This window comes from Bifidobacterium [indicum] DSM 20214 = LMG 11587, from assembly GCF_000706765.1.
In the GTDB taxonomy this organism is placed as follows: domain Bacteria; phylum Actinomycetota; class Actinomycetes; order Actinomycetales; family Bifidobacteriaceae; genus Bombiscardovia; species Bombiscardovia coryneformis.
Map to the genome: position 1 here is coordinate 1388024 of NZ_CP006018.1, position 16116 is coordinate 1404139.

A 16116-nucleotide genomic window follows, 5' to 3' on the forward strand; every position below is an offset into this window, starting at 1 on the left:
TGCATTCGGCAGGCATGGGAATGAACGAATCAACGCTACCACTTTGTTCTTTCCTATTGGGGTAACTAGGGCTGGTATTCAACCATTTACGAAAAAGGAAGTTGCATGACCGTTCAGGTCATGCAACTTCCTTGAAGAATATGCCGGTCAGATGACGCCGGAACTGGAGGCCAGCCGCCGGGAGCCGGATGGCTCATCCATCCCGCCGCGCAAACGGACGTGTCCGCTTATCGCGGCGCACATCCTCAAAGGTCAGCGCCTGTCCAGCTCTTCGATGATGGTCTGGGAGATCCTGTCGACCTCGCCCTGTCCATCGACTGCAACCAGGAGACCACGGGACTTGTAGGTGTCCAGAAGAGGTGCGGTTTTCTCGGCGTAGATATCCAGACGCTTGGCGATGGCCTCGGGGGTATCGTCAGCGCGCCCCTCCTCCTCTGCACGCTTGGCAATGCGCTTCATCAGGATGTCATGATCGGCATCCAGGGCAACCACGGCCGTAAGGGGGGTACCCAGCTCCTGGAGCATCTGGTCCAAGGCTTCAACCTGCGAGGAAGAGCGGGGGTAGCCGTCCAGAATCCACCCCTGAGCGGCATCTTCCATACCCAGCCGGTCCTTGACGATCTTGTTGGTCAGCTCGTCGGGCACCAGTTCACCCTTATCGGTATAGGCCTTGGCCTGCATGCCCAGCTCCGTACCGTTCTTCAGGTTGTATCGGAAGATGTCACCGGTGGAGATGGCGGGTATGCCGTAATGCTTGCTGAGCAGGGCCGCCTGAGTACCCTTGCCCACTCCCTGCGGTCCCATGATCAACAGTCGCTGTACCATTCCTCGTCCTTTGCTCGAGTCCTTGTCTATCCGGTCCCCGACGCGTCAGCCGCGCAGAACCCTCATCTACGTATGTTAGCGGTTGCACGGTCCAAAGCGGCCATTCCCTAAACCAGGAAGGTCCGGCCACCGGCATGGTGGTCGGACCTTCAACTCTTCTTCGGCCGAATCGAATCGGAACCGGCAGGAGGAATCAGCCTTCCTTGTGGTCCCCGTCCAGGAGGAACCCGGTGTACTGGAACTGCTCGGTCTGTGCCTTGGCCTGCCGCAGGGTGTCCAGGCCGACACCAGCGATGATCAGGACGGTGGTACCGCCGAAGGGCAGCTTCGAGTTGATCTTGAGCAGCATGATCAGGACGGTGGGAATCAGAGCCACGAAGAGCAGATAGATGGCGCCCACGGTGTTGAGCCTGTTCATGACGTAGCTCAGGTACTGGCTGGTGGCACGTCCTGCCCTGATGCCGGGAATGAAGCCACCGTACTCCTTCATATTGTCGGCGGTCTCATCCGGGTTGAAGGTAATCGACGTGTAGAAGAAGCAGAAGAAGACGATCATGACCGAGTAGAGGGCGATGTACCAGACCGACGTGGTGTTGGCAAGGTTCTCGTCTATCCACTTGACCCAGTTCTGCTCAGGCTTGCCGAACTGCGCAATCAGGGTGGGGATGGCCAGAATCGAAGAGGCGAAGATCGGCGGGATGACACCCGACATGTTGACCTTCAGCGGAAGATAGGTGGAGGATCCCCCGTACATCTTCCTGCCGATCATACGGCGGGTGTACTGAACGGGGATGCGGCGCTGGGCCAGCTCCACGAAGTCGACGAAGATAAGGATGAAGACCAGAACAGCAACGACGATGCCGAACTTGGTCCAGTCGCCGTTCTTGCCGGTGGTTCCCCATCCGATGTTCCAGAGCTGGGGCAGGAAGCCCGAGCAGATGGAGGTGAAAATGAGCACCGACATACCGTTGCCGATGCCCTTCTCGGTGATGAGCTCGGCCATCCACATAATCAGACCGGTGCCACCGGTCATGATCAGAACCATGACGACCAGGTTCCATACAGAGCTGTCAGGAATGACCTGACTCTGGCAGGCCCCGTTGAAGAGGGCCCCGGACCGTGCAGTGACCAGGATGGTCGTGGACTGGAGGATGGCCAGGCCGATGGTCAGATACCTGGTGTACTCAGTCAGCTTGGCCTCACCCGACTGCCCCTCCTTGTGCAGGGCCTCGAAGCGAGGAATGACCACACGCAGGAGCTGAACCACGATGGAAGCCGTGATGTAGGGCATGATGCCCAATGCAAAGATGGAGAGCTGGAGCAGGGCTCCGCCCGAGAAGAGGTTGACCAGGCCGATGAAGTCCTCGTTGCCCGCTGTCGTAATGCACTTCTGCACCGCAGGGTAGTCCACTCCGGGGGTCGGTATGAAAGAACCGATCCGATAGATGATGATGATACCGAAGACGAAGAGGATTTTCTTCCTCAACTCCTTGGTCCTGAAGGCCTGGATTAACGTCCTCACCTATGTTCCTTCCCTACCGCGCCTGAGACCTGCCCTAAAGCCGCGCTCATCTTTTGCTCAATCCAGCATAACCGATGGGTCAGTCATACCGGCTCGAAATTGGAATCGGCCCTCACCCGTAGAACGGGGAGGACCGATGAACCATTCCTGCCAGGCAGGTTATGTCCCCTCCGACTTTCAGTCTTCGGAGATGGACCCGCCTGCCGCCTCGATCTTGCTCTTGGCAGTGGCCGAAGCCTTCATGCCCTTGAGGGTGAAGGCCGACTTGACCTCACCTTCGCCGAGGACCTTGACCGGGCAGCCCTTGCGGACCGCCCCGCCCTTGACCAGATCATCGACCGTGATCTCGCCGCCCTTGGGGAAGAGCTCGCTCAATGCGTTGAGGTTGACAACCTGATACTGCTTCTTGAAGGGGCTACGGAATCCACGCAGCTTGGGCAGCCTCATGTACAGAGGCAGCTGGCCGCCTTCGAATCCGGGGCGCACCTGATAGCGCGCCTTGGTGCCCTTCATGCCACGGCCCGAGGTCTTACCCTTGGAACCTTCGCCTCGACCCACGCGAATGCGGTCACGCTTGGCTCCGGGAGCCGGGCGCAGATCATGCATCTGCAGAATCGTGGGCTCTTGCTTCTCGCTAGCCATTGTCAGTCAGCCTCCTCTACGGTGACCAGGTGGCGGACCTTGTTGGCCATGCCCCTGTAGACGGGCGTGTCCTCACGAATGACGGACTGCCCGATCTTGTGCAGACCCAGGGACTTGACGTTTTCCTTCTGGCGTGCAGTTGTGTGCACGAGGCCCTTGGTCAGTGTGATCTTGATCTGCTTGGCCATCACTCACCTGCCTTAGCGTCGTCGTTAGCCTTGTCCTTGGCCTCTTCACGCTCCTTGCGGGCCTCGGCAATGCCGGCGGCACGCGCGCGGAGCAGGGAATCGGGTGCAACCTCTTCCAGGGGCAGACCACGGCGGGCCGCAATCTCCTCGGGCTCCTCCAGCTGCTTCAGGGCATCCACGGTGGCGCGAACCATGTTGACGGCCGTCGCCGAACCCATGGACTTGCTGAGGATGTCGGTGATGCCGGCGCACTCCAGGACGGCGCGGACCGGACCACCGGCGATAACGCCGGTACCGGGGGCCGCGGGCCTCAGGAGGACGGTACCTGCTGCATCGTGGCCAATCACCGGATGGGTGACGGTGCCACGGATGCGGGGAACCGTGAACATGTGCTTCTTGGCGTCCAGCTGACCCTTGGCGATGGCTGCCGGAACCTCACGGGACTTACCGTAGCCGACACCGACGGTGCCCTTGCCATCACCCACGACCACGAGGGCCGCGAAGCTGAAGGTACGTCCACCCTTGTGGACCTTGGACACACGGTTGATGGTCACGACCTTGTCCAGGAGATCATCCCGGTTATCGTCACGATCGCGACGGCCACGGCGACCGTCACGACGACCATCCCGGGAACCGCCACGGCGACCACCACGGCGGTCATCGTTCCGGTCGTTCCTGCCACCCTGGCTGGACTGAGTGTTCTTGGAATCTTCAGTCACCTGGGTTGTTTCCTTCGTGTTCTCGTTGTCGCTCACAGTGCCAAACCTCCCTCACGGGCGCCTTCTGCAACCGCTGCAACCCTGCCATGGTACTTGTTGCCGCCACGGTCGAAGACCACGGCGGTGATGCCGGCATCCTTGGCCTTGGCCGCAATCTGCTCGCCCACCTTGCGGGCTGCTTCGGTCTTGGTTCCCTCGAAGGAGGAATAATCCGAGGCCATCGTCGACTCGCTCACCAGGGTGACACCCTTGGAGTCGTCGACGATCTGGGCGATCATGTTGCGGTTGGTACGGGTGACCACCAGACGAGGACGCTCTGCGGTTCCCACCACGCGCTTGCGCAGACGGGCGTGACGACGCAGGCGGGCTACCTTCTTGCCTTTACCTAGAATCGTGACTGTCATATCACTTACCAGCCTTTCCGGCCTTGCGCATGATGTGCTCATCGGCGTACTTGATGCCCTTGCCCTTGTAGGGTTCGGGGGCGCGCAGGCGGCGGATGTTGGCCGCAGCCTGACCGACGGCCTGCTTGTCGATGCCGGAGACAATCACCTCGTTGGCGTTCGGGGTCTCGAAGGTGATGCCTTCCGGGGGGTTCACGGTGATGGTGTGGGAATAACCGAGAGAGAACTCCAGGCTCTTGCCCTTGGCCACCACGCGGTAACCGGTACCTACGATCAGCAGGTGCTTCTTGTACCCCTTGGAGACGCCCTCGACCATGGAGGCCACGATGGAGCGGCTCAGGCCATGCTTGGCCCTGGTGGGACGCTCATCATTGACCGGAACCATGATGATCTGGTTGTCTTCGACCTTGCCTTCCACCCCGTCGGGGATGGTGTAGCTGCTGGAGCCCTTGGGACCCTTGACCGCGAATTCCTGGCCATTGATGGAGACTTCCACACCTGCCGGTACGGCGATGGGGAGCTTACCGATATGCGATGCCATGTTCAGCTCTCCTTTCTCACCACACGTAGGCGACGATTTCGCCACCAATGCCTCGGTCGAGGCATTCCTTCTGGGTCATCAGTCCCGAGCTGGTCGAGATGATGGCGATTCCCAGCCCGCCCAGGGGCATGGGCAGAGAATCGGACTTGGCGTAACGGCGCAGACCGGGCTTGGAGACGCGCTTGATGCCCTGGATGGACTGACGTCCGTCGGGGCCGTACTTGAGCGTGATCTCCAGATCCTGCCCAACCCGTGCTTCCTTGGCCCGGAAGTCGGCGATGTAGCCTTCACGCTTGAGAATCTGCGCGATGTTCGCCTTGAATTTGGAGTACGGCATGTCGACTGTTTCATGCTTGGCCGCACTCGCATTGCGCAGACGTGTGAGCATGTCTGCGATGGGATCTGTCATTGTCATGTGGGCTTATGCCCTTCCTCGCCGTGGTTTCCGCCGCCGTGCAGATTCCTGCAGCAGCCGCGGACCTTCAGCGTCGATCTTTACCAACTGGACTTCGTAACTCCGGGGAGCTCACCGCGATGGGCCTTCTCGCGAAGGCAGATGCGGCAGAGGCCGAACTTGCGATAGACGGAATGAGGACGACCGCAGACCTGGCAGCGCGTATAGCCACGCACCTTGAACTTCGGCTTGCGTGCCGCCTTGTTTCTCAGAGCGGTTTTTGCCATATCAGTTCTCCTTGAAGGGGAAGCCGAGCTGCTTCAGCAGTGCCCTGGCCTCCTGATCGTTCTTGGTGGAGGTCACCACGGTGATATCCATACCACGCTGGTGATCGATCTGATCGGGATCGATCTCATGGAACATGGACTGCTCCGTGAGGCCGAAGTTGTAGTTGCCCTGACCATCGAACTGACGGCCACTGATGCCGCGGAAATCACGGATACGGGGCAGAGCCAGGGTCAGCAAGCGGTCCAGGAACTCCCACATACGCTCGCCACGCAGGGTGACGTAGGCGCCGATGGCCTGGCCCTCACGCAGGTGGAACTGCGCAACGGACTTCTTGGCCTTGGTGATCTTGGGCTTCTGGCCGGTAATGGCCGTCAGGTCCTTGACCGCACCCTCGATCAGCTTGGAGTCACGAGCTGCTGCACCTACACCCATGGAGACGACGATCTTCTCGACCTTCGGGACCTGCATGGGGTTGGAGAAGTTGAATTCCTTCTTCAGTGCGGGCACAATCTGCTCGTTGTACTGCTGCCTCAAACGAGGGACTGCCGGTGCTTCAACGGTTGTATCGCTCATGACAGCTCCTTGCCTGACTTCTTGGCGAAGCGGGTACGCACGATCTTGACCTTACCGTCGCGCGCCTCCTCCTTGATGTTGACACCGACGCGGGTCGGCTTCTTGGTGTCCGGATCGATGACCATCACGTTGGAGCGGTGGATCGGGGCCTCAGTCGGTACGATGCCCGACTCCTGACCCTGCTGAGTCGCCTTGACGTGCTTCTTGACGATCTGGACGCCCTCGACGATCAGACGGTCGTTGGGAAGAATCCTGACGACCTTTCCTTCCTTGCCGCGATCCTTGCCACGGATGACCTTGACCTGGTCGCCTGTCTTGATCTTGGCTACCATCTCAGATCACCTCCGGTGCGAGGGACACGATCTTCATGAAGCGCTTGTCGCGCAGCTCACGACCGACCGGCCCGAAGATACGAGTACCGCGGGGTTCGCGGCCATTACCCAGAATGACCGCCGCGTTCTCGTCGAACTTGATGTAGGAGCCGTCGGGACGACGGTGCTCCTTGACTGTACGGACGACGACCGCCTTGACGACCTCGCCCTTCTTGACCGACCCGCCGGGAATGGCATCCTTGACGGTGGCGACGATTACATCACCAATGCCGGCATAGCGACGCTTCGACCCGCCGAGCACGCGGATGGCCAGAATCTCCTTGGCACCCGTGTTGTCGGCGACATGAAGCCGCGATTCCTGCTGAATCATTGATTCTCCTTAGCCGCGCTGGTTCTCCGCAGACACCCTGCCAAAGGCGGATGGATGCGGAGCCTGGCCGAACTTGTTACTTGGCGCGCTCGACGATGGAGTCGAGACGCCAGCGCTTGGTCTTGCTCAGAGGCCGAGTCTCCATGATACTCACGAAGTCGCCAACATGCGCCTCGTTCTTTTCATCATGAGCCTTGACCTTGCGGTTGCTACGAACGACCTTCCCGTAAAGGGGGTGGGTCGAACGCTGCTCCAGCTCGACGGTGATGGTCTTGTCCATACCGTCGGAGACGACATATCCGGTGCGTACCTTGCGGAAGTTGCGCTCCTGCTTGTCAGCCATGCTTACTTCTCCTCAGCTTTGCTATCGGCCTTTGCATCGGAGGGCGCCTGGCTGATGCCCAGTTCGCGCTCACGCAGCACCGTGTACATCCTGGCGATGTCGTGCTTGACGGCCTTGAGGCGGGAGGTGTTCTCCAGCTGGCCCGTAGCGGACTGGAAGCGCAGGTTGAAGAGTTCTTCCTTTGACTTCTTCAGGAAGTCCTCGATCTCCGCATCGGTCTTCTCGTTCAGATTCTTGATGGAATATTCGGCTGTTCCGACTGACATCAGATGTCACCGCCTTCGCGTGCGATAATCCGGCACTTCATAGGGAGCTTGTCGACGGCACGACGAAGGGCCTCGCGGGCCACTTCCTCAGAGACGCCACCGATTTCGAAGAGCACCCTGCCGGGACGGACATTGGCCACCCAGAACTCGGGCGCACCCTTACCGGAACCCATTCGGGATCCCAGGGCGTGCTTGGTCAGGGGGCGATCGGGGAAGACCGTAATCCAGACTCGACCACCACGCTTGATGTAACGGGTCATGGCGATACGGGCCGCCTCGATCTGGCGGTTTGTCAGGTAAGCCGGAGCCAGAGCCTGAATGCCGAAATCGCCGAAGGCGATCTCGTTGCCGCCCTTGGACATGCCCGAACGAACCGGACGATGCTGCTTGCGGTATTTAGTCCTCTTTGGGATAAGCACAGCTCACTCCTTTGCTTCAGTTGCGACGGGTGCCGCTGCGGTCTGCTCTTCAGCTGCCGCTGGCGGAGTCGCCACACCGCTGTTCTGCTGGGCTGCGTCCTGCTCACGCCTGGTGCGTCCCTCAGTGGGACGGGAACCACGACGGGGACGGCGGTCTCCACGACGACCCGGGCGGTTGTTCTGCTGAGCCTGCTGCTCCTCGAATTCACGCTCGGTCATATCGCCCTTGTAGATCCATACCTTGACGCCGATGCGACCATAGGTGGTCCTGGCCTCGAAGAAGCCATAGTCGATCAGGGCACGGAGCGTCTGCAGGGGCACACGGCCCTCGCGGTAGAACTCCGAGCGGCTCATTTCGGCTCCACCCAGGCGGCCGGAGAGCTTGATCCTGATGCCCTTGGCCCCGGCGCGCATGGCATCCTGCTGGGCCTTGCGCATGGCGCGGCGGAAGGTGACGCGGTTGGTCAGCTGCTCAGCGATTCCCTGAGCAACCAGCTGCGCATCAATCGCGGCGTTCTTCACCTCGAAGATGTTCAGCTGAACCTGCTTGCCGGTGATCTTCTCCAGCTTGGCACGGACGCGCTCCGCCTCGGCACCGCGGCGACCAATCACAATGCCCGGACGGGCAGTGTGGATGTCGACGCGCACACGATCACGGGTCCGCTCGATGACAATCTTGGAAACGCCTGCGCGCTCCAGGTCCTTGTTCATCTCCTTGCGGATCTTGTCGTCCTCAAGCACGAAGTCGCTGTAACGCTCCCCCTGCTTGCTGGAGTCGGAGTACCACTTGCTGCGGTGCTCTTCGGTGATGCCGAGTCGGTACCCAAACGGGTTGATTTTCTGCCCCATTACCGGGCTCCTTCCTTGTCGGCCACCACGACCGTGATGTGGCTGGTCCGCTTGTTGATGCGGGCCGCACGACCCTGGGCACGGGCACGGAACCTCTTCAGGGTGGTGCCTTCGTCCACATAGGTCTCACGAACCACAAGCTCGTTCTCACGGAAGGGCTCATTGGCCCTATCCGCCTTGACACGGGCGTTGGCGATGGCGCTCTCCAGGCACTTGCGGACCGGAACGGCCGCATCCTGGGGGGCGAACTTCAAAATGGTCACGGCCTCGGTCGCCTGCTTGCCTCGGATGAGGTCGACGACGCGGCGAGCCTTGCGAGGCGTCACGCGGACGTGACGTGCAATTGCCTTAGCTTCCATGTGTCTCTACTCTCCCTCGCCTCAGCGGCGTGCTTTCTTGTCGTCCTTCACGTGCCCCTTGAAGGTGCGCGTGGGGGCGAACTCGCCGAGCTTGTGGCCCACCATGGCCTCGGTCACGAAGACCGGGACATGCTTACGACCGTCATGCACAGCGAAGGTGTGCCCGATGAAGTCCGGGGTGATCATGGAACGACGGGACCAGGTCTTGATGACGTTCTTGGTTCCCTTTTCGTTCTGCTCGTCGACTTTCTTCTGCAAGTGGGCGTCGACGAATGGGCCCTTCTTGATGCTACGAGTCATCTCTTCGGCACTCCCTTACTTGCGGTTCTTACCATTTGGACGGCGGCGCACGATCATCTTGTTGGATGCCTTCTTGGGCTTGCGCGTGCGGACCTCGCCCTTGCCCCAAGGAGACACCGGCGGCTTACCACCGCGTGTGCGTCCACCATGCGGGTGGTCGACGGGGTTCATGGATTCACCACGGGTGATCGGTCGACGACCGAGCCAACGGGCGCGACCAGCCTTGCCGAGCTGAATGTTGGCATGATCGGAGTTACCGACCTCACCCACAGTGGCGCGGCAGCGTGCATCCACGTTGCGAATCTCTCCGGAGGGCATACGCAGCTGGGCGTAAGCACCATCCTTGGCGACCAGCTGAACGGCCGCACCGGCCGAACGAGCGATCTTGGCGCCGCCAAGAGGCCTCAGCTCGATGGCGTGGACCACGGTACCGGTGGGGATGTTGCGCAGCGGCAGGTTGTTGCCGGGCTTGATATCGGCCTTGGGGCCGGTCTCAATGACATCACCCTGCTTGACGCCCTGGGGGGCGATGATGTAGCGCTTCTCACCATCCGCGAAGTGCAGGAGGGCGATACGGGCCGAACGGTTGGGGTCGTACTCGATCTCGGCAACCTTGGCGGGCACGCCGTCCTTGTCCCAGCGACGGAAATCGATGAGACGGTACTGGCGCTTGTGTCCACCACCACGGTGACGGCTGGTCACACGACCATAGGAGTTGCGTCCACCGGTCTTGCTGAGCTTGCGAACCAACGACTTCTCGGGCTTGGAGCGCGTGATTTCGGCAAAGTCCGAAACCGAAGCGTTGCGACGGCCCGCGGTCGTCGGCTTATATGTACGGATAGCCATAATGTAGTTCTTCCTTAACTTTTCTCGGCTAGCCTTCAGTTACCACTACCGAAGACATCGATCGACTGCCCCTCGGCCACCTTGACGATGGCGCGCTTCTCGCTGGCACGCTGGCCGTACCCTGCACGGGTACGAACACGCTTGCCCTTGCGGTTCAGGGTGTTGACCGATGTGACCTTCACATTGAAGATCTGCTCAATGGCCTGCTTGATGGCCACCTTGTTGGCGGAGGGATCCACCACGAAGGTGTACTGGCCGCGATCCGAGTTGGCATAGCTCTTCTCGGAGACGACAGGGCGCAGGATGATATCGTGCGCGGGCTTATGGATTGCTGCCATGAAAATCAGGCCTCCTTGACGGTCTCGGACTTGGCGTCGCCCCTGGAAGCGAGGAAGGCTTCAAAGCCGTCCTTGCTGAAGACGACATCCTCGGCGGTGACCACGTCGTAGGTGTTGAGCTGATCGGCGAAGAGCACATGCACGGTGGGCAGATTCCTCACGGAGAGCCACTCGTTGATGTTCTCGCGGGAGAGCACGATGGTGGTGAAGCGGTTCTCGACCAGGGGCAGGAGAGCTGCCTTGGCCGCCTTGGTGGACGGAGTCTCACCGATACCGAAATCAACCACGTGGATACGCCCTGCGTTGGCCCTGTCGGAGAGGATGTAGCGCAATGCTGCAGCCTTCATCTTCTTGGGGGTGCGCTGGGAGTAATCGCGGGGCTGGGGTCCGTGGACCACAGCGCCTCCGGCCCACTGAGGGGCGCGGATGGAACCCTGACGGGCACGACCGGTTCCCTTCTGCTTCCAAGGCTTACGACCGCCACCGGAGATGGTGGAGCGGGTCTTGACCGAGTGGGTGCCCTGGCGAGCCGCGGCCAGCTGGGCCACAACGACCTGGTGGATCAGCGGCACGTGGGCCTGGACGTCATCCTCGGCGATGCCGAAGATGTCCTCGGGGGCCTCAACCTTGCCGGCTGCCTTGCCCTTGGCGTCCGTGATGTTCAGAGTCAACTTAGCCATGATTTCAGGCTCCCTTCACTGCCGAACGGACCAGGACGATGGCACCGCGGGGGCCGGGGACGGCACCCTTGATGGCGATGACGCCCTTCTCGGTATCCGCGGAGACGATGGTCAGGTTCTGGACCGTCGAGGTGTCGTGACCCATGCGGCCCGCCATCCGCTTCCCCTTGAGGATGCGGCTGGGGGTGGCGCATGCGCCGACAGAACCGGGACGACGCTCGTTCTTGTGCGAGCCGTGGGTACGGCGATAGGACTTGAAGCCCCAACGCTTGATGGTGCCTGCGAAGCCCTTGCCCTTGGTGGTGCCGGTCACATCGACCTCGCTGCCCTCGGGCAGCAGCTCCAGACCGAGCTCCTGGCCGGGCTGGTAGCTATCGGCATCACCAGTTCGGACCTCGACCAGGTGACGACGAGGGGTCACACCGGCCTTGGCGAAGTGGCCAGCCAGGGGCTTGGTCACCTTGGTGGGATCGATCTGGCCGTAGCCGATCTGGATGGCCTTGTAGCCGTCCGTCTCCTCGTTCTTGACCGCGGTCACCACGTTGGTGGAAACATCCACCAGGGTCACCGGGACGAAGAAGCCGTTCTCATCCCAGACCTGGGACATGCCCAGCTTGCGGCCCAGGAGGGCCTTTCGGTTCCTCTGATCTTCAGCCATACGGTTTCCTCCTCCCTTACAGCTTGATTTCGATGTTGACGTCCGCCGGCAGATCGATGTGCATCAGAGAATCCACAGCCTTGGGCGTGGGATCCACGATGTCGATGAGACGCTTATGAGTGCGCATCTCGAAATGCTCGCGGGAGTCCTTGTACTTATGAGGAGAACGGATGACGACATACACGTTCTTCTCAGTCGGCAGCGGAACGGGGCCAACCACAGTTGCGCCCGCGTTCGTCACCGTCTCGACGATCTTCTTCGCCGATTGGTCGATGACCTCATGGTCATAGGACTTTAGCCTGATGCGGATTTTCTGTCCCGCCATTGCCGTCCGCCCTTTCTAGCGATCTATATGACTGGTTATCCAGCCTGTTGCAGGGCACTGATCGGCAGGGCTCAGCGGGAATTCCACCCGACAAGCCAAAACCGCATCCATGCACAGCCGTCCGGAACCCAGTGGGGTCAGGTCCCGAGCTGTACCCGCTATTTTGAATTACAAAGTGCGAGCCCAAAACAGGCAACTTTCATATTTAACCACGAGGCCACCCCTAGCATAATCCGGGCGTGTCGCTTTGGTCTTGATCATAAAACAGCTCATACCAGCGCCTCGCGCATGAAAATGGTCGGCCTCTTCACCGTGAGTTAGATCCCGGTGAAGAGGCCGACCAATCAACCTGTCTTTGACAGGGTCAGATGCGCTGCGAAGCTTCCTCCGTAGCTGCCTCGCCCTCCCTGCTGACGCGCAGACGATGGCCCTCTTCCTGAGGAACACCGTAGTAGGCGGCGATGGCGATGTCCTTCATGTCCTCGATCTGAGGAATGCGGGGGTTGGCCGGGGTGCACTGATCCTCATAGGCACGCATGCCTATCTGGTCAAGGACACTCCAGAAGTAGTCCTCATCCACACCTGCAGCCTGGAAGGAGCTGTCCATGCCCAGCTTCTGGTCGCGGTAGTCCTCAACGGCCCGGGCCAGGAGCTCCACACCCTCCTCGGGGGTGGAGGACTCGATGCCCAGCACATGTGCCATCTCCTGGTAACGCTCGGCCGCGATGTACTCGCTGTACTTGGGCCAGGAAGTGGGCTCCTGCGGAATCTGCCCGTTGTAGCGAATCACGTAGGGCAGGAGGATGGAGTTGGTCCGTCCATGCGCGATGTGGCACAGTGCCCCAATGGTATGTGCCATGCCATGGCACATACCCAGGAAGGCCGAACCGAAGGCCATGCCTGCCATGGTGGCCGCGTTGTGCATCCTCTCCTGGGCCCGGGTCTTGGTCCGGCCGCCCTCTGTACCGACCGAAACGGCCAGGTTGTCCCAGATGAGCTTGGCTGCCCGTAGGGCCATGGCGTCGGTGTAGTCGTTGGCGTAGACCGATACGAAGGCCTCCATGCAGTGGGTCAGGGCATCGAAACCTGAGTCCGAGGCGAGCCGCTTGGGCTGGGTCCGGGCCAGGACCGGGTCGACGATGGCCACGCTGGGGGTCAGGGCATAGTCGGTGATCGGGTACTTGTAGCCGGTCTTGTGGTCGGTGATGACCGCGAAGGGGGTAACCTCCGAGCCGGTGCCTGACGAGGTGGGGATGCAGACCAGCTTGGCCTTGGAACCCAGCGGCGGAATCTTGAAGGCCCTCTTGCGGATGTCGAAGAACTTCTCACGCACGTCGGCGAAGGATATCTCCGGACGCTCGTAGAGGAGCCACATGATCTTGGCTGCATCCATGGGGCTGCCGCCACCCACCGCGATGATCGTATCGGGGCCGAACTCGTCGCGCATCATCTCGGCACCGCGCTCCACGGTCTCCACGCTTGGCTCGGGCTCAACGTAGTCGATGATGCGGAAGGTAACGGGCTCGGGACGGGCACGCAGCTGATCGATGATCTTGTCGACGATGCCCAGCTGCTCCATGACCTTGTCGCAGACGATGACAGCGCGGTGGATGCCGAACATGTCGCGCAGATACCGTACCGAGTTGGGTTCGAAGTAGGTCTTGGGCGGCACCTTGAACCACTGCATGTTGTTGTTCCTCCGCGCTATGCGCTTCACGTTGATCAGATTGACCGCCTGTACGTTGCCCGACACGGAGTTGCCGCCGTAGGAGCCGCAACCAAGGGTCAGGGAGGGAGCGATGGAGTTGTAGATGTCGCCGATGCCACCCAGGGAGCTGGGCTGGTTCCAGATGATTCGGCAGGCATGCATGCGCAGACCATACTCGCGGACCAGCTTCTCGTTGTCGGTGTGGATGGCGGCCGTATGTCCGGCACCGTGGCGGAGCATCTGCTCGCACTTGGCGAAGGCGTCCTCCTTGTTGCGGGCCTTGAGAACAGCCTGGACCGGAGCCAGCTTCTCCAGGGTCAGGGGCTCCATCCCACCGACCTCCTGGCATTCGGCAGCCAGGATGGTCGCATCCTCGGGAATTTCAAAGCCTGCCTGGTGGGCGATGAACTGGGGAGACTTCCCGGGCACCACGGAATTCAGCTTGGGGGCGGGGGCATCCTTGCCGGCATAGGCAGTGACACCGAACATGTACTGCTCCAGCTTGGCCTTCTCCTCCCTGTTGACGAAGTAGGCACGGCGGCGCTTCATCTCGTCGATCACCCGGTCGTAGACGTCCTGGTGGGCGATGATGGCCTGCTCGGTGGCGCAGATCATGCCGTAATCAAAGTGCTTGGAGAGGATCAGATCATTGACGGCCCTGGGAACGCACACATCCTTATCGATATAGGCGGGAGCGTTCCCGGCCCCGACACCCAGGGCAGGCTTGCCCGAGGAATAGGCGGCCTTGACCATGCCCGGACCGCCGGTGGCCAGGATGGTGGCCACACCCGGGTGCTTCATCAAGGCACCGGTGGCGTCGACCGAGGGGTGTTCGATCCACTGGATGCAGTCCTCCGGAGCACCTGCCTCGATGGCTGCGTCACGAACGATCCTGGCGGCTTCGACCGAGCACTTCTGAGCGAAGGGATGGAAGCCGAAGACAATCGGGCACCTGGTCTTCAGGGCGATCAGAGACTTGAAGATGGCAGTGGAGGTCGGATTGGTCACCGGGGTGACACCGGCCACGACACCAACGGGCTCAGCCACTTCAACAATGCCGTCCACATCATCCTCGTTGATGATGCCCACCGTGCGCTGCTTGGCCAGGTGGTTGGTCACATGCTCGCAGGCGAAGATGTTCTTGGTGGCCTTGTCCTCGACCAGACCACGCCCCGTCTCCTCGACGGCCATCTTGGCCAGGACCAGGTGCTTGTTGAGGGCCGCGATCGAGGCCTTGGCGACGATGCGGTCGACTTGGGCCTGATCGAGCTCCTCGAATTTCTTCAGAGCTGCTTGAGCCCTGGTGACCAGAACATCAACCTCCTTGTCGGGGCTGACCACCACAGCTTCTCCCTGCTTTGCGGAAGCCCCCTTATTGATGTGCGCATTGTTCTTTTCCGAGACCACTTGCCCTCCCTTGATGAGCAGTTGTCAGACATACGAAAACCGGATGATCCGGTGCCTACCGGGTGAACACTCAAACCCGGCATAGTGACCAAGGTCACAATATAGCGAAGAGGGGCTACCAAACCCGATTGTGTGCGCGGCGACGTTCACTTGTCGCGTGTCGTGTGGATATTCGTTCTTTTTCTGGTCAATACAGAACAGGTTTCGTTAATTTCCACGTTCGCTTTTGCTGGCGACATGCAACAAGCCTCCTCGGCTCAGACTGGAGCGGACAGGATATGAAAAATCCCCGGGTCCGAAGACCACGGGGATTGCAGTGTTGACCGAAGGTCAGCGCTTGGAGAACTGAGGTGCACGGCGAGCCTTGTGCAGACCGGCCTTCTTGCGCTCCACGACACGGGCATCGCGGGTCAGGAATCCGGCCTTCTTCAGGGCCGGGCGGTTGGCATCACGGTCGATGGCGTTCAGGGCACGGGCCACACCCAGTCGGATTGCGCCCGCCTGGCCGGTCACGCCGCCGCCGTCAACGCGGACGATGATGTCGAACTTGTTCTCAAGCTTGAGCAGAACGATCGGCGAGTTGACCTCGCGCTGGTGCAGACGGCTGGGGAAGTACTCCTCCAGGGTGTGCCCATTGATGGTCCACTTGCCGGAGCCGGGAACCAGACGTACACGGGCGACAGCCTCCTTGCGGCGGCCGGTGCCATATCCGGGCTCGATGGCGGAGGTACCGGTACCTGCACCGGCGTTGGTCTCCGAAGTGTAAGCTGCGGTCTCCTCAGACTCGAGAACCGCGGAGCTGTTGTTGTTTTCAGCCATG

The 16116-nt window shown here is 60.8% G+C and carries 25 protein-coding genes; all 25 read right to left on the minus strand.

The annotated features are described in order from the left end of the window. Positions 1-252: 252 nt before the first annotated feature. The 25 genes from BINDI_RS05540 to rpsI all read right to left on the minus strand — a co-directional run bounded on the left by BINDI_RS05540 (position 253) and on the right by rpsI (position 16115). Positions 253-825 carry an adenylate kinase gene (locus BINDI_RS05540; RefSeq protein WP_033490636.1) on the minus strand — a complete coding sequence of 191 codons (573 nt, stop codon included), beginning with the start codon at positions 823-825 and terminating at the stop codon, positions 253-255. 193 nt (positions 826-1018) lie between these two features. After that, positions 1019-2347, minus strand: coding sequence for a preprotein translocase subunit SecY (gene secY, locus BINDI_RS05545; protein WP_033490640.1), 1329 nt, complete (start codon positions 2345-2347; stop codon positions 1019-1021). A 177-nt stretch (positions 2348-2524) separates the two neighbouring features. After that, the gene (gene rplO, locus BINDI_RS05550) at positions 2525-2989 is read right to left on the minus strand and encodes a 50S ribosomal protein L15 (protein ID WP_033490642.1); all 465 of its coding nucleotides are present in this window, start codon (positions 2987-2989) and stop codon (positions 2525-2527) included. A gap of 2 nt (positions 2990-2991) precedes the next feature. After that, positions 2992-3177: a 50S ribosomal protein L30 gene (rpmD, locus tag BINDI_RS05555; protein WP_033490643.1), complete on the minus strand. Its 186-nt coding sequence runs from the start codon at positions 3175-3177 to the stop codon at positions 2992-2994. Continuing rightward, on the minus strand, positions 3177-3932 hold the full coding sequence (gene rpsE / locus BINDI_RS05560; RefSeq protein ID WP_033490644.1) for a 30S ribosomal protein S5: 756 nt from the start codon (positions 3930-3932) through the stop codon (positions 3177-3179). The genes rpmD and rpsE overlap by 1 nt, the downstream gene beginning before the upstream one ends. Then, positions 3929-4300: a 50S ribosomal protein L18 gene (rplR, locus tag BINDI_RS05565; protein WP_033490648.1), complete on the minus strand. Its 372-nt coding sequence runs from the start codon at positions 4298-4300 to the stop codon at positions 3929-3931. The genes rpsE and rplR overlap by 4 nt, the downstream gene beginning before the upstream one ends. A 1-nt stretch (position 4301) precedes the next feature. Continuing rightward, the gene (rplF, locus tag BINDI_RS05570) at positions 4302-4841 is read right to left on the minus strand and encodes a 50S ribosomal protein L6 (protein ID WP_033490650.1); all 540 of its coding nucleotides are present in this window, start codon (positions 4839-4841) and stop codon (positions 4302-4304) included. Between the two features lie 16 nt (positions 4842-4857). Further along, on the minus strand, positions 4858-5256 hold the full coding sequence (rpsH, locus tag BINDI_RS05575) for a 30S ribosomal protein S8 (RefSeq protein WP_033490652.1): 399 nt from the start codon (positions 5254-5256) through the stop codon (positions 4858-4860). 80 nt (positions 5257-5336) lie between these two features. After that, a complete protein-coding gene (locus BINDI_RS05580) occupies positions 5337-5522 on the minus strand; it encodes a type Z 30S ribosomal protein S14 (RefSeq protein ID WP_015022346.1) in 186 nt (61 codons plus the stop codon). Between the two features lies 1 nt (position 5523). Continuing rightward, complete coding sequence (gene rplE, locus BINDI_RS05585; protein ID WP_033490654.1) at positions 5524-6096, minus strand: 50S ribosomal protein L5; 573 nt, start codon at positions 6094-6096, stop codon at positions 5524-5526. Then, entirely contained in the window at positions 6093-6428 is a 336-nt protein-coding gene (gene rplX / locus BINDI_RS05590; protein WP_033490656.1) for a 50S ribosomal protein L24, read from the minus strand. The genes rplE and rplX overlap by 4 nt, the downstream gene beginning before the upstream one ends. Before the next feature lies 1 nt (position 6429). Next, positions 6430-6798 (minus strand): 50S ribosomal protein L14, encoded by a 369-nt coding sequence (gene rplN / locus BINDI_RS05595; protein WP_033490657.1) that lies wholly within the window; start codon positions 6796-6798, stop codon positions 6430-6432. Positions 6799-6874: 76 nt separating this feature from the next. After that, the gene (gene rpsQ / locus BINDI_RS05600) at positions 6875-7141 is read right to left on the minus strand and encodes a 30S ribosomal protein S17 (protein ID WP_033490658.1); all 267 of its coding nucleotides are present in this window, start codon (positions 7139-7141) and stop codon (positions 6875-6877) included. Between the two features lie 2 nt (positions 7142-7143). After that, the gene (rpmC, locus tag BINDI_RS05605; RefSeq protein ID WP_033490659.1) at positions 7144-7407 is read right to left on the minus strand and encodes a 50S ribosomal protein L29; all 264 of its coding nucleotides are present in this window, start codon (positions 7405-7407) and stop codon (positions 7144-7146) included. Beyond that, a complete protein-coding gene (gene rplP / locus BINDI_RS05610; protein WP_033490660.1) occupies positions 7407-7826 on the minus strand; it encodes a 50S ribosomal protein L16 in 420 nt (139 codons plus the stop codon). The genes rpmC and rplP overlap by 1 nt, the downstream gene beginning before the upstream one ends. Positions 7827-7829: 3 nt before the next feature. Beyond that, positions 7830-8675: a 30S ribosomal protein S3 gene (gene rpsC / locus BINDI_RS05615; RefSeq protein ID WP_033490662.1), complete on the minus strand. Its 846-nt coding sequence runs from the start codon at positions 8673-8675 to the stop codon at positions 7830-7832. Next, on the minus strand, positions 8675-9034 hold the full coding sequence (gene rplV / locus BINDI_RS05620; RefSeq protein WP_033490664.1) for a 50S ribosomal protein L22: 360 nt from the start codon (positions 9032-9034) through the stop codon (positions 8675-8677). Before rplV ends, rpsC begins: the two co-directional genes overlap by 1 nt. 21 nt (positions 9035-9055) lie before the next feature. Next, positions 9056-9334, minus strand: coding sequence for a 30S ribosomal protein S19 (gene rpsS, locus BINDI_RS05625; RefSeq protein WP_033490666.1), 279 nt, complete (start codon positions 9332-9334; stop codon positions 9056-9058). Between the two features lie 15 nt (positions 9335-9349). Further along, positions 9350-10180, minus strand: coding sequence for a 50S ribosomal protein L2 (gene rplB / locus BINDI_RS05630; RefSeq protein WP_033490667.1), 831 nt, complete (start codon positions 10178-10180; stop codon positions 9350-9352). Positions 10181-10215: 35 nt separating this feature from the next. Then, the gene (rplW, locus tag BINDI_RS05635) at positions 10216-10518 is read right to left on the minus strand and encodes a 50S ribosomal protein L23 (protein WP_033490668.1); all 303 of its coding nucleotides are present in this window, start codon (positions 10516-10518) and stop codon (positions 10216-10218) included. Between the two features lie 5 nt (positions 10519-10523). Then, positions 10524-11198 carry a 50S ribosomal protein L4 gene (rplD, locus tag BINDI_RS05640; RefSeq protein WP_033490669.1) on the minus strand — a complete coding sequence of 225 codons (675 nt, stop codon included), beginning with the start codon at positions 11196-11198 and terminating at the stop codon, positions 10524-10526. 4 nt (positions 11199-11202) lie between these two features. Next, complete coding sequence (gene rplC, locus BINDI_RS05645) at positions 11203-11856, minus strand: 50S ribosomal protein L3 (RefSeq protein ID WP_033490670.1); 654 nt, start codon at positions 11854-11856, stop codon at positions 11203-11205. Between the two features lie 16 nt (positions 11857-11872). Continuing rightward, positions 11873-12181, minus strand: coding sequence for a 30S ribosomal protein S10 (gene rpsJ, locus BINDI_RS05650; protein ID WP_006295278.1), 309 nt, complete (start codon positions 12179-12181; stop codon positions 11873-11875). Positions 12182-12545: 364 nt separating this feature from the next. After that, complete coding sequence (gene adhE / locus BINDI_RS05655) at positions 12546-15269, minus strand: bifunctional acetaldehyde-CoA/alcohol dehydrogenase (RefSeq protein ID WP_033490993.1); 2724 nt, start codon at positions 15267-15269, stop codon at positions 12546-12548. Positions 15270-15626: 357 nt separating this feature from the next. Then, the gene (rpsI, locus tag BINDI_RS05660) at positions 15627-16115 is read right to left on the minus strand and encodes a 30S ribosomal protein S9 (protein WP_033490672.1); all 489 of its coding nucleotides are present in this window, start codon (positions 16113-16115) and stop codon (positions 15627-15629) included. Position 16116 lies beyond the last annotated feature (1 nt).